The sequence below is a fragment of the Acidiluteibacter sp. genome (genome assembly GCF_055129545.1).
The window spans coordinates 171,929-185,729 of the sequence record NZ_JBSRUB010000013.1; the positions used below are offsets into that span (position 1 = coordinate 171,929).

The following is a 13,801-nucleotide window of genomic DNA, read 5'->3' on the forward strand; positions in this document are numbered from 1 at the left end:
CTACAAAAGTAGGAATGAAAAAACAATTATTTGCCTTCGATTACACCATCTCCGATATAGCGTCCACTTTTGAAGATCTTGATTTTTACAATCAAGCCATTTTGATCGTAATCGTACATCTTTCCATCCATAAAACGGTAGTCTTTGAATTCACCGTCTTTTGCTATCTGCATGTCTTTGTTGTACAATTTATAATAACCGTTTCCATTAAATCCACCTTGGTTGGGTTGTTCCTCTTTTGATGCTTTTACTGTAATATTTGGAGCGGCATCCAATTGTTTTTTCATCGGATCCACCATCGGTTTTTTAGGAGCAAATTCTTGATAATTTTCTCGATCGATTAAACCACCAGCAAAAACTTTAATTGATTTCAAATCTCCATTGTCATAATATTCTTTCAATTCCCCACTTTCTTGGCCGGCTGCCCAAGTTCCTTCTATTTGCAATTGGCCATTTTCATGAAAGTACTTTTGAGTGCCTTCTCTTTTACCACTAGCAGTAAAGTTGAAGTCTTGTGAAATATTACCGTTAGTATGGTATCGTTTGAAAGTACCGGTATTTTTGGTGCTCGCCCAAGTTCCTTCTTCCTCTAATTTTCCGTTTTCGTAGTATAATTTATAGGGGCCTTTCGGTCGACTTCCTACATAGGTGATTTCAGATTTTAATTTTCCATTATCGAAATAAGCTTTCCATAAACCCACTTTTCTACCATCGGCAAACTTTCCTTCCTCATCAATTTTACCAGATTTGTCTTTTACAATCCAGTAGCCTTGCTTTTTATTTGTCGCGTCAGTTTTGTTTATAGTATCACCATTTAGTAATTCAAATGTTTGTGAATTAGCAGAGTAATAAAAAAAACTTAAAGCAATTATCAGGAAGAATTTCTTCATAATGTAGACGGTAGTTGAACGTTGTATCTAAATGAGTTTTTAAATGTATAAAAAAACCATTTAAAGAAAAAATTAACTAGGTATAGAAAGTTGTTTTATCATGTCTTCTGACATTTTTTTCAGGTCATATTCCATTTTCCAGTCCCAATCTTTTTGTGCAAAAGAATCGTCAATACTTGATGGCCAACTTTCGGCTATTTTCTGACGGAAGTCTGGTTGGTAAGTAATCTCAAACTCAGGAATGATCTTTTTAATCTCAGCAGCAATTTCAGCAGGATTAAAACTAATTCCACCCAAATTATAGCTGCTTCTAATGGTCAATCGATCTCCGTCTGCTTCCATTAATTCAATGGTCGCTCGGATAGCATCTTCCATGTACATCATTGGCAAAGAGGCATCTTCTTGCAGGAAGCATTCGTATTTCCCAGACTTTAATGCTTGGTGATAAATGTCAACTGCATAATCAGTTGTTCCGCCACCAGGTAATGTTTTGTAGCCGATTAATCCTGGGTAACGAATACTTCTTACGTCTACTCCAAATTTTGCATGGTAATATTCACACCATCTTTCCCCAGCTAGTTTGCTGATTCCATATACTGTTGAAGGGTCTGTTGTGGTATGCTGAGGCGTGTTGTCTCTTGGTGTGTTTGGTCCGAAAACGGCAATAGAGCTTGGCCAAAAAATACGCTGGATATGACCGTCTTTTGCTAAATTCAACACATGAAACAAGCTATTCATGTTTAAATCCCAAGCAAATTCGATTTGTTTTTCAGCAGTAGCGGAAAGTAAAGCTGCTAAGTGATACACATCAGTAATTTTATACTGCTTCACAATTTCAAACATTCTATTCTTGTCTAATCCATTTAGTATTTCGAAAGGACCTTCTTTGTCTCCAAAATCTCTGATATCAGAAGAAACCACATTTTCGGCTCCGTGCTTTTGTCTTAAATTAAAAACCAGTTCTTGTCCTACTTGTCCACCTGCTCCAATGACTAATATTTTCTTACCTTCCATGCTGTGCTAATTTGGGGTCAAAAGTATTAAATTATCTAGTGTTTTTTAGGCGATTTGTATAATTCAGATAATTGACTGAGTGCAGCGTGCTTTTAAAAGCAGAATCTGCCATCGCGATTCAAATCGGATAACTGATTCAATTGATTTGCGGCTTTGTATATAGTTAAATAAGTTAACATCATTTAGTAGTAGTGGAGGAAGCAATCCCTTATCACTTGTTTGTTGAATTTAGTACCTTTGTGCGGTAAATTTTAGAGGATGCAGTTGTTTAATATCTATGACAAGAAGCTTTTAAAAGAAAAGCTAATGAACGAACCGTTTAACAGGATTACGATTTCGTTTTACCGCTATGTAATTATTGACCAACCGAATGAGTTGCGAGATGAGTTGTATGCAGAATGGGCGGCACTGGATGTGTTTGGACGAACGTATTTGGCCAATGAAGGAATTAATGCTCAGATGAGTGTTCCAGAACACCATTGGGAGGAATTTATGCTTCGTTTACAGGCTCGGAAATATTTTGAGAATATGCCGATAAAGCGTGCAGTGGAAGATGATGGAAAATCATTTTACAAACTAAAAGTCAAGGTTCGTACCAAGATTGTTGCCGACGGACTGGATGATGGAACATTCGATGTGACCAATGTAGGTCGTCATTTGACAGCAAAAGAATTCAATGAAGCACTGGCTGATCCGGATACTATCATAGTTGATATGCGAAACCATTACGAAAGTGAAATTGGTCATTTTGAGAATGCCATTTGCCCTGATGTAGATACTTTTAAAGAAGAATTGCCTGCGGTGGAAGGCATGCTGAAAGGAAAAGAAAATAAAAAGTTATTGCTGTATTGCACGGGAGGAATTCGTTGTGAAAAAGCTTCTGCTTATTTTAAGCACAAGGGGTTTACTGATGTGAATCAATTGCACGGAGGAATCATTGATTATGCAAGACAAATAGAAGCTGAAGGGTTAGAGAATAAATTCAAAGGAAAGAATTTTGTGTTTGACGAACGATTGGGAGAAACTATTTCAGGAGAAGTAATTTCTGAGTGTCACCAATGTGGCGCTCCTTGCGATTCACACACGAACTGTGCAAATGACGATTGTCATTTGTTGTTTATTCAGTGTGAAGCCTGCGCCGCTAAGATGGATGGCTGCTGTACCGATGAGTGTAAAACCATAGCTAACTTGCCAGTTGAAGAGCAGCGAGCTTTGCGAAAAGGGAAGCTAAAGACAGATGCACATTCGGTGTATAAAAGTCGTCTAAGGCCAAATTTAAAAAATATTAGAAATCTCAAAGTGTAGCATTTTTTTGCCTACATTTTAGCCATAAATAAAAATATATAATATGCCCTTTTATAGAAAACTAGGAAATATTCCACATAAAAGACATACTACTTTCAAGAAGGAAGATGGTAGTTTACATTATGAACAGCTATTTGGAACAGTAGGTTTCGATGGAATGTCAACGTTGATGTATCACAAGCATCGGCCGACAATGGTGAAAGAGTACCTAGGCTCAAAAGATGTATCGCCAAAGGTTGCTGTTGAGAAAAACTTTAAGTCAAGGCGATTTATTGGATTTAACGTGACGCCAATTGACGACTATTTAGAAAGCAGAGAGCCGATGATGGTCAACTCTGATTTAATTGTTGCTTTGGCTGCTCCAAAAAAGTCGATGAAGGAGTATTTTTACAAGAATACCGATGCGGATGAAGTTATTTTTATTCACAAAGGAAGTGGTAAGCTCCGTACCTTTTTAGGAAACATAGATTTTAAATACGGCGACTACTTGGTGATTCCAAGAGGGATGATTTACCAAATGGAATTCGACGATGAAAACAATCGCCATTTCGTAGTAGAGTCCTTTAGTCCAATATATACACCAAAGCGGTATAGAAACTGGTTTGGTCAATTACTAGAGCACTCTCCTTATTGCGAGCGTGATTTTAGAACACCACAAGATTTAGAAACCCACGATGAAATGGGTGACTTCACAATCAAAATAAAGAAAGAAGGGGTTATCCACGATTACTTATACGCTTCACATCCTTTCGATGTAGAAGGTTGGGATGGATTTAACTATCCTTATGCGTTCTCCATTCACGACTTTGAACCAATCACTGGTCGTATTCATCAGCCACCACCCGTGCATCAAACATTTGAGGCAGCTGGTTTTGTAATCTGCTCTTTCGTACCGAGAAAATATGACTATCACCCAGAAAGTATTCCCGCTCCATATAACCACAGTAATATTGATTCTGATGAAGTGTTGTATTACGTGGATGGAGACTTTATGAGTAGAAATGATATCGATCAAGGACAAATCACATTGCACCAAGCAGGAATCCCTCATGGACCGCACCCTGGTGCTTATGAGCGAAGTGTTGGTAAAACGGAGACGGAAGAATTGGCTGTAATGGTGGATACTTTTAAGCCACTGAAATTAACAGAAAACGCGATGAAGTTGGATGATGGGAAATATTATAAATCTTGGATTCATTAATTTTCAATAGTTGAATGAGTCAATTGGTGAATAAATCAATGGTTAAAGAGTGCGTTAATTCGTTCTTTATTAATAATTGAATAAATTGGAAAGCATGACTTTAAGTAAAGAAAATATACTTCAAACCAAAAGTTATGCTTTTGCGGTCAAAATTGTTAAGCTTACTCTAAAACTTCAGCATGAAGAGAAGGAGTTTATTTTAACAAAACAATTATTAAGATCAGGAACTTCGATTGGAGCAAATGTTGAGGAATCCATTGGAGGGAGGTCAGAAAAGGATTTGAATCATCGTTTGGTGATTTCGTATAAAGAGGCAAGAGAATCTCATTATTGGGTTAGGTTACTAAATGAAGCTAATTTGATTGATAGTGAAACAAAAGAAGAACTCATTGGTGATCTAGAAGAATTATTAAGAATTTTAGGAGCAAGTAAAAGAACATTAAAAAATAAATTAGATAAATAGAGTGGTGATAAATTGACTTATTGATTTATTCGCTTATTAATTGATTGAAGTATGAAAAAAGAAGTAAAATCAGTAGAATACGGCTTAGAAAAAATATTTGAAGGCGCTCAAGACTTCTTGCCATTAATGGGTACAGATTACGTTGAGTTTTATGTAGGAAATGCAAAACAAGCGGCACACTTTTACAAGACCGCATTTGGTTTTCAATCGTATGCATATAAAGGTTTAGAGACAGGAAGTAAAGACTCTGTTTCTTATGTGTTGAAGCAAGATAAAATTCGATTGGTGTTAACCTCTCCATTGAATTCGAAGAGTCCGATTAACGATCATATCGTGAAGCATGGTGATGGAGTAAAGGTGGTTGCCCTTTGGGTTGAAGATGCACGTAAATCATATGAAGAAACGACAAAGCGTGGTGCAAAATCTTTCCAAGAGCCGAAAGTTGCGAAAGATGAGCACGGAGAAATAGTAACTGCAGGGATTTATACCTATGGAGAAACTGTTCATATGTTTGTTGAGCGTAAAAATTATTCAGGAACTTTTATGCCTGGCTTTGAAAAGTGGGAATCAGATTACAATCCTGCACCAACAGGTTTAAAATACATTGACCACATGGTAGGAAATGTAGGTTGGAATGAGATGAACACTTGGGTAAAGTGGTATGAAGACGTAATGGGATTCGTTAACTTCTTATCTTTTGATGACAAGCAGATTCACACAGAATATTCTGCTTTGATGAGTAAGGTAATGAGTAACGGAAACGGTCGAATTAAGTTTCCAATTAACGAGCCTGCTGAAGGCAAAAAGCGTTCTCAAATCGAAGAATATTTAGACTTTTATGAAGGCCCAGGAGTGCAGCATGTAGCGATAGCAACTGATGATATTTTAACGACTGTAGCTGATTTAAGATCTAGAGGAATTGAATTCTTATCAACTCCACCAGATGAATATTACAAGTCTGTACCAGGAAGGTTACAAGAGTTTAGCCACGAATTGAAAGAAGATATCGAAAAGTTGAAAAGCTTAGGTATTATGATAGATGCCGATGAAGAAGGGTATTTATTGCAAATCTTTACGAAGCCAATTGAAGATCGACCAACTTTATTTTTTGAAATTATTCAGAGAATGGGAGCAAGAGGTTTTGGAGCAGGTAACTTTAAAGCATTGTTCGAATCTATCGAAAGAGAGCAAATGAAGAGAGGCACGTTGTAATAACGGTCAATAATTATATCAAAAGCCTTCTTAACGAAATGTTAGGAAGGCTTTTTTGTTTAATTTACTCTCAAAGTTTCAAATTTATCAAAATAATGTTGATGGTTAAATTGTGTTATTGATTGGCGGGCATTGGTAGAGAAAGTGTTGTAAGCTGAATTGTCCATCTCTTTAAATTCGATCATTCTGGTCTTAAATTCTTCAGGACTATTACATAGATAGCCATTAACCCCGTCAATAATTACGTTCTTATTCTCAGGTAGTTTGTTACATAAAACTGGCACTCCATTGTTGAGGTATTGTTTAGCTTTTATCCCTGATTTGGCAATTTGCACCGGCGTGTTTAATAAGGTAGCAATGCCAATGTCAAATGTTTTTATTTTATGTTGAAGCGCTTCTTCATCGTTCCAATCGATCTGTAAATTAACTTCAACATCGACGTGCTTGGAATTTTTAAAGTAAGCTCTGATTTCTTTTTCATCCTCTTTATTGGTCACTCCCATCAATATGAAATGACAGTTAAAGGGTAGGCTTTTGATGGCAGGGAAAACCAATTCATACAAGCTTTCTTTGTGTCCCCATCCAAATCCTCCGATCCAACCAATGGTAAAGGTCTTATTCCGTTGTTGTTTTATAATTTCAAGGTCTACAATGGGCGATGTTATGTGAAACGCGTTGGAATTAATGGATCGAAAATAATTTGTGATCTCATTGCTTCCCGCAGAAACAGAGTTGCAGTTTTTAGCAAAATAATGAATCGTTTCGGAGGGATATTCTAAATAGTCTGCGTCATCTAAATCATAAATAGTCAGGTTTCGTCTACAATTTACAAGAAGTTTTAGCAAGTTGGAATATATAAAGTTGGAATGTACTCTTTGTATGACAATTATGCTACCCTTTTTAGGAAATAATAAAGCAGAAAAATAGGCCGATAAAAACCGAATTAATCGAGAAGGCGAATAACCTGGAATAATAAAATGACTCTCAATTTTGAGGTGTTTTCTTGCATAATCGAGCGGATATTTCGCCCTGTATCTAACACTCGGTGAATCTAAGTTATAGTAGGCAAACCAATAGATGTGTTTTAGTTTTTCTTGGGTCATTTTAGTTTTTTGGAAAGTGGTTCAATTTTGATCGTGTTGTAATAATTTAAAAATTGAAATAGCAGTTTAGTTAATCGTTTTGTCAGCAACAAGATAATAGAAAATAAGTGACATTTAGTTGTTGTATTTAATTTTATTTCTAATTCCCTGTCCAAAGAAACTAGCATCAATTTATCGTTTACTTCCACTAAAATCGGAAGTTTGTCGTTAAGCTTTCGAAACAGTTAAAATTCTCCAATCAAAAGTTCCATTGAAAAAAACAATTGTCCTCTTTGTATTTTTATTTACCCTGTTTTTTCAGGTGGATGCTCAATTCAAAGAAACCTATTTCGACAAAGGAAAACGGGCGATGATGGGTGAGAATTTCACCGCAGCTATTGAGTTTTTCAATTACTCATTGAGCGACAGAAAGTATTTTCAAGCCTACTTTTTTCGTGGATATTCTAAATTTAAATTGGGTGATTTAGCAGGAGCCGAAGTTGACTTTACTTCTTGCCTTTCTGAAATTCCAAACCACAAAGACGCCTTGTTTTATCGAGCGGTGGTGCGCGATCAGATGTCCAATTTTGAAGGGGCTTTTAAAGATTACGAGCTTGCATTAAAATACGACTCCACCAATGCTAAAATATATTTAAACCGAGCCATCACTTTATTGTCATTGGAGCAGTTTGAAGCCACAATTGACGATTGTAACCAAGCTATCCGATTGAATAAATCGAATGTAAATAGTTATGTGATTCGTGCCATTGCTAAATCAGAGTTGAAGGATTACCAATCGGCTTTGGCTGATTTCAATTATGCCATTGGGAAGAAAATGGATAATAGTTTTGCGATGGTGTATCGTGCAGAATGCTATCGAAAGATGGGTAAAATTGATCTAGCTAGAGCTGATTTAGCAACCGTTCTAGAGCGTGATTCTACCAATGTGGACGGGATGTATCAGTTGGCGTTGCTAGAATTGGATCAATCCAACTTTAAGGTTGCATTACAACTACTGGATCAGGTTATTGCTGTTTCTCCATACAATTCATTAGCACTTTTCAATAGAGCCATTACCAAAACGAATTTAAAAGATTTTAAGGGCGCTTTGGCCGATTATGACGCCGTGATTACTGCCAACCCAATGCATGTGGGAAGTTATTTTAATCGAGGGTTAATCAAACAGCAGGTGGGAGATTTAAAAGGAGCATTGGCCGATTTTGATCGATTGATTGAAATTATGCCACGTTATACGGATGCTTATGGAGCTCGGGCGCAATTAAAACAACAACTTGGCGACAATAGAGGGGCTGAGAAGGATAAGCAAATGTTAGCGCAAGTGCGTATGAATAATGAAGCTGCAATTCGAGATGGATTGAGCAGCGAGGAAATGCAAGCTGCTATGGAGAGCAAAAACTTATCTTCTTATGGTTCAAATTTGGCCAACGATAGCGGTAAAGTGCAATATCAACATACCGAAATTCGATTGCGACCCTATTATTATTTAACTCCCGAACTATTTTCTGAAGTAGCCGAAGATTATTACCAATCCAAAGAACCTTCTATAAATAGTCACCTAATCGGGTTAATGTCGGCGGAAGGAAGTTGGGATGCGAAAAAATTGAATCATCAGATTGATTCATTGGACAAAATACAAGGAATAAAAGATGCGGCATTTTACTTGAAGCGCGCCATTTTGTTTACTCAAACTGAGCAGTACAACCAAGCGTTTCAAGATTTTGATTCATCAATTGCATTGCAATCCAAGAACGTTTTGGCCTATTTTGGAAGAGCCAATACTGCTCTAAAGTTGAGGGAGTTGCTCAATACCTTTCCGGATGCTCAGCAGTTTAAAAAGGTGGGTGATAAAATAACTACAGAACCAATCACGGAAGAGTATGATGGTTTTAGTTATGCTTCAATTATACAAGATTATCAGAAAGCTATTCAGTTCGACAATCAATTTACATATGCCTACTATAATTTAGCCTATGTGCAGAATAAGAGCGGTCAGTTTGAGGAATCATTAAGCGCATTGAATCGAGCTATTGAATTGAAGCCCGATTTTGCACAAGCCTACTTTAATCGAGGATTAACGCATTTATTCTTAAAGAAGACTGATCTAGGATGTCGTGATTTAGGGAAGTCTGGTGAATTGGGAATTAAAGAGGCCTATAATATTATGTTGAGGTATTGCAAAAAGTAGTTTTTTCGTTGAAAATATTTAAATTGCATCAAATCTTAAGCATATGAAACGCATTACGCCCATTATTCTAGTTGTTCTAATTTCTACCCTGTTATCTTCTTGTATTTGGACGAGTAACTGCATAGATGCAGAAGGCACGGCAATTGAAAAAACGATTGATTTACCAAATTTTAAAAAGATCAAATTGTCGAGTTCGGTAGAGGTATTTATATCTCAGGCGGCCACACAATCGGTGATGATAAAAGCGCCACAAGAAATAATAGATTTGCTAAATACAGAAATTGATGGCGAAGAATGGGAAATTAAATTTGACGAATGTTTCAACTCTAAAGTCATCATAAACATTGCGCTTCCACATTTAGAAGAACTGAAAGTGAATGGTTCTGGAAGCATTATCGGTCAGAATTCTTTTGTGGTAGAAGATTTAGAATTAGGCATTAATGGTTCAGGAGACATTAAGTTGGAAGTCAATGTAGAAGAATTAGAAATTGCCATCAAAGGCTCTGGCGATATTTCATTAGCAGGAATTGCGAAAGAAACAGACATTAGCATTATGGGTTCTGGCGATGTACAAGCATTGAAATTGGAAACCGAGGAATCAAACATTTCCATCAAAGGCTCTGGAGATGTAAAAGTGAATGTAACCCAACGCATCGACATTGGTATTTATGGTAGTGGAGATGTGCAATACAAAGGCAATCCTAAAAAGACAGAAATCAACATTAAGGGTAGCGGAGAAGTGAAGAAGTTGGATTAGTAAAATCATACAGAATAAATAGGCCTGAACCAAGCAATTGATTCAGGCTTTTTTTTGTTTTTTTGGATGTTTGTTTTATAAGAGGACTTTGTTTTTCTTCTAGTGCTACTTTTCTTCTTTAAAAATTGAGGTACCCCGTCTCCTCGCTTGTCATTAACAACAAAAATCGGTTGCTCGCAACAAAATTTTAGTGCGGCACTGCGAATCCACTACATTTGGATCGATTAATTCAGTTTAAAGCAGCATGAATAGCTGTCTGCTTTAGACCAACGGAATTAAAGAATTAACACTCAACCGAATAATTGTTTAATATGAAGCATATTCAAAAACTATTAAGTGGAATATTTTTCCTCGGAGCAACAAGTTTGTTTGCCCAATCACCATCATGGAGTGTAACTGCAAACTCCTTTCAATATGATATGACTGTTACTGCTGCACTAGATGTGAATTGTGTGGAACTGACAAATCCTTCGAATAAATTGGGGGCTTTTGTGGGCGGTGTATTAAGAGGAACAGCCACTACTTCAAATGTTATCAATGGAAAGTACCTGACTACGATGTCGGTTTATAGCAATACGGCGAGTGGAGAAAAAGTAAATTTCCGTTTTTACGATGTCGCTACTGATTCCATCTATAATAGTATTGACAGTGTAGTTTTTCAAGACAATGCCATTTATGGAACACTGAGTGCTCCTTTTACGGTTAAAACCAATAATGCGCCAACTGCCATTGCGTTAAGTAATGACAGTATGCAGGAGAACTTGCCAAGTGGACAAGTAATCGGAAGTTTTTCAACCACTGATTTGAATGCCGGCCAAACACATACTTACAGCCTAGTAAGTGGAACTGGAGCAACGAATAATGCTAGTTTTTCAATCTCAGGAAATCAACTGATTGCTAATTTTGTGGCTGATTTTGAAAATAAAACAAGTTATTCAACTCGTGTAAGAACAACAGATTCACAAGGATGTAATTTTGAGCGAGTAGTTTTAGTTTACGTGAAGAACACGAATGATGCACCTACCGCAATTGGTTTGAGCAATGCAATGATTAACGAAGGGAATGCAGTGAATGCAACAATCGGTAACCTAACAGCAGTTGATCAAGATGCCAATGAAGTCTTCACTTTTACTTTGGTAAATGGTGCTGGAGGAGACGATAATAGTAAGTTTAATACTTTTGGCAATACACTTAGAGCAAGTCAATCGTTCAATTTTGAAGTACAATCGTCTTTTAAAATTCGAATAAGAGTAACCGATAAAGCATTCAATACTTTTGAAGATAGCTTATCGATCACTGTAAATGATTTGAACGACGTTCCAACCGATTTACTAATCTCTAAGGACAGTATACTAGAAAATAGACCACAGAATTTCTTAGTAGGAACTTTTTCTACTATTGACGAGGATGCAGCCCAAACGCATTCCTATTCCTTTAATAATATCCCAGGAAACGATAACAGTAATTTTATTATTGTCGGCAATCAATTGAGAACAAATACAGTTTTCGATTATGAAGGCAGAAAAGAGTATTTTATTTATGTGCAAACCAATGATCTTAATGGCGGATTATTTTCTAAGTTATTTATTATAAGAGTGTTGGATGCAAATGATGCTCCTTCAGATATTTTAATTTCTAACGCAAGTGCCAATGAAAATTTTCCGATAGGTCTTTTTGTTGGGAAGTTTAGCTCATTAGATCAAGATACTTTTCAAATCCATACTTACAGCGCTGTAAGTGGAGTTGGTGATGCAGACAATGCGAATTTTATGGTGAGAAATGATTCGCTTTTTACTGCTATTGTTTTGGATAAGAACTTAAAGCCACAGCACAATATTCGAATAGCAACCAATGATCAAAATGGAGGAGTGTTTAGTAAAGCATTTACCATTTTCGTAAAGGATGTAAATAATATTCCAACAAGTCTTGCACTATCCAATACTATTATCCCCGAAAATACGCCAATCGGAGGACAAGTAGGAGCATTTAATACTGTGGATGCAGATCTAGGTGATGTGCATGCTTATAAGTTAGTTGCCGGATTAGGAAGTCAGGACAACAGTAGTTTTCAGATTGCTGGAGATAAATTACAAACGAAAGTAAAATTTAACTTTAATGTAAAAAATGTGTACCGAGTTCGAGTAGAAACCAATGATGGTTTTGGTGGAACTTATCAAGACACATTTAACATTAGCATTACCAATTCAAATGATGCTCCAACAGATATTCAATTGTCTCCTGCAAGCTTTAGAGAAATGGTGGCTCAAAATACTACTGTTGGAACCTTAACTTCCGTTGATCCCGATCAAGGAGATACGCACAGCTATAGTTTTGTTCAAGGAACCAATGACAATAGTTCATTTGTAATTTCTGGCGATCAAGTAAAAACGCAAGGTCAGTTTGACTTCGAAACAAAGAGTTTGTATATCATTGAGGTAAAAAGTACTGATTTACTTGGATTGAATTACAGCCGACAAATAACAATAAATATTTTGGACAGCAATGATGCTCCAACTGCTATTGTATTATCAGGCGATAGTGTTTCAGAATTACAGCCAAAAGGAACATTTGTTGCCGATATGACCACTGTTGATCCTGATGCCAATGATACATTTTCTTATACTTTAGTAGCAGGTCAAGGAGCTACTGATAACAGTTCATTTAGAGTGAATGGACAACTATTGGAAACGGATACCGTTTTCAATTTCAATGACCAACGCACTAGAAGTATTCGATTAAGAAGTACAGATGCCTTAGGTAAATCAACGGAGAAAAGCTTCACCATCAGAATAACAAATAAGAATGATAGCCCAACCAATATTCTTATTTCCGACACTACAATTCTTGAAAACAGTACAGTAGGAACTCGAATAGCAAGTTTGACTTCTGTGGATGAGGACAATGGGGAATCATTTACTTATAAGTTAGTGAATGGATTAGGAGATGTGGATAACAATAAGTTTAGCATTCTATCTGATGAATTATTTAGTGCGTCAACATTCGATTTTGAGACAAAGAATGAATTTCAAATACGAGTTAGAACAACAGATAGCCAGGGAGCCACTTTTGATAGAGCATTTAAAATCGCGGTTTTGAATCAAAATGAAGCACCTACTAGTTCTTCTCAAGAGTTTAGTATCCTAGAGAATTCTCCAATTGGAAGTTCAATTGGTACTGTTATCGTAGATGACATCGACGAGAACGATGTGTTGACTTACCAATTGATCAAAGGAGGCACATCTGTTTCGATTGATCCAATGACTGCAGAGTTAAAATCCCTAATTGGATTTGATTACGAAAGTAATCGCACTTTTAATGTGACTGTTGTTGCAACAGATGCAGGAGGACTAAAAGATACGACAGATGTATTGATTTATGTGAATGATGAAATAGAAGGAAGTCTTCCGGCAGCGGCCTATTTTTCACCTAACAATGATGGATACAACGATACGTGGCAGATCCAGAATGTGAACCTGTATTCAAACTATAAATTAGTGATTTTCTCCACTGCAGGAGGAATTGTGTTTGAACAAAGTGCAAATTACAACAATGATTGGGACGGTAACTTAGGTGGAAGTCAATTGCCAGAAGGAGTGTATTATTATTTCTTACAAGATAATAATGACAGTAAAGGCAGCTATAAAGGAACCATAACATTAAAAAGATAAGCA

General features: G+C 36.6%; 10 protein-coding genes. 7 read left to right on the forward strand and 3 right to left on the reverse strand.

The genetic code is table 11. The features are described from left to right. Positions 1-26 precede the first annotated feature (26 nt). Both ACTB0X_RS06875 and ACTB0X_RS06880 read right to left on the reverse strand, forming a co-directional pair. The gene (locus tag ACTB0X_RS06875) at positions 27-890 is read right to left on the reverse strand and encodes a toxin-antitoxin system YwqK family antitoxin (protein ID WP_463024258.1); all 864 of its coding nucleotides are present in this window, start codon (positions 888-890) and stop codon (positions 27-29) included. Between the two features lie 72 nt (positions 891-962). Beyond that, positions 963-1,904 carry an NAD-dependent epimerase/dehydratase family protein gene (locus ACTB0X_RS06880; RefSeq protein WP_463024259.1) on the reverse strand — a complete coding sequence of 314 codons (942 nt, stop codon included), beginning with the start codon at positions 1,902-1,904 and terminating at the stop codon, positions 963-965. A gap of 258 nt (positions 1,905-2,162) precedes the next feature. Here ACTB0X_RS06880 and trhO point away from each other — a divergent pair, with 258 nt between their 5' ends. The 4 genes from trhO to hppD all read left to right on the forward strand — a co-directional run bounded on the left by trhO (position 2,163) and on the right by hppD (position 6,085). Next, complete coding sequence (gene trhO / locus ACTB0X_RS06885) at positions 2,163-3,209, forward strand: oxygen-dependent tRNA uridine(34) hydroxylase TrhO (protein WP_463024260.1); 1,047 nt, start codon at positions 2,163-2,165, stop codon at positions 3,207-3,209. A 43-nt stretch (positions 3,210-3,252) separates the two neighbouring features. Next, the gene (locus tag ACTB0X_RS06890; protein WP_463024261.1) at positions 3,253-4,410 is read left to right on the forward strand and encodes a homogentisate 1,2-dioxygenase; all 1,158 of its coding nucleotides are present in this window, start codon (positions 3,253-3,255) and stop codon (positions 4,408-4,410) included. Between the two features lie 94 nt (positions 4,411-4,504). Next, entirely contained in the window at positions 4,505-4,873 is a 369-nt protein-coding gene (locus ACTB0X_RS06895; protein WP_463024262.1) for a four helix bundle protein, read from the forward strand. A gap of 51 nt (positions 4,874-4,924) precedes the next feature. After that, positions 4,925-6,085, forward strand: coding sequence for a 4-hydroxyphenylpyruvate dioxygenase (gene hppD / locus ACTB0X_RS06900; protein WP_463024263.1), 1,161 nt, complete (start codon positions 4,925-4,927; stop codon positions 6,083-6,085). A gap of 59 nt (positions 6,086-6,144) precedes the next feature. Here the strand turns inward: hppD and ACTB0X_RS06905 are convergent, their stop codons facing one another. Beyond that, on the reverse strand, positions 6,145-7,188 hold the full coding sequence (locus ACTB0X_RS06905) for a glycosyltransferase (RefSeq protein ID WP_463024264.1): 1,044 nt from the start codon (positions 7,186-7,188) through the stop codon (positions 6,145-6,147). A gap of 250 nt (positions 7,189-7,438) precedes the next feature. Here ACTB0X_RS06905 and ACTB0X_RS06910 point away from each other — a divergent pair, with 250 nt between their 5' ends. The 3 genes from ACTB0X_RS06910 to ACTB0X_RS06920 all read left to right on the forward strand — a co-directional run bounded on the left by ACTB0X_RS06910 (position 7,439) and on the right by ACTB0X_RS06920 (position 13,798). Next, the gene (locus ACTB0X_RS06910; protein WP_463024265.1) at positions 7,439-9,373 is read left to right on the forward strand and encodes a tetratricopeptide repeat protein; all 1,935 of its coding nucleotides are present in this window, start codon (positions 7,439-7,441) and stop codon (positions 9,371-9,373) included. Positions 9,374-9,416: 43 nt separating this feature from the next. Further along, the gene (locus tag ACTB0X_RS06915; RefSeq protein WP_463024266.1) at positions 9,417-10,130 is read left to right on the forward strand and encodes a head GIN domain-containing protein; all 714 of its coding nucleotides are present in this window, start codon (positions 9,417-9,419) and stop codon (positions 10,128-10,130) included. Positions 10,131-10,441: 311 nt separating this feature from the next. Next, positions 10,442-13,798: a cadherin domain-containing protein gene (locus tag ACTB0X_RS06920; protein WP_463024267.1), complete on the forward strand. Its 3,357-nt coding sequence runs from the start codon at positions 10,442-10,444 to the stop codon at positions 13,796-13,798. The last annotated feature ends 3 nt before the right edge of the window (positions 13,799-13,801 follow it).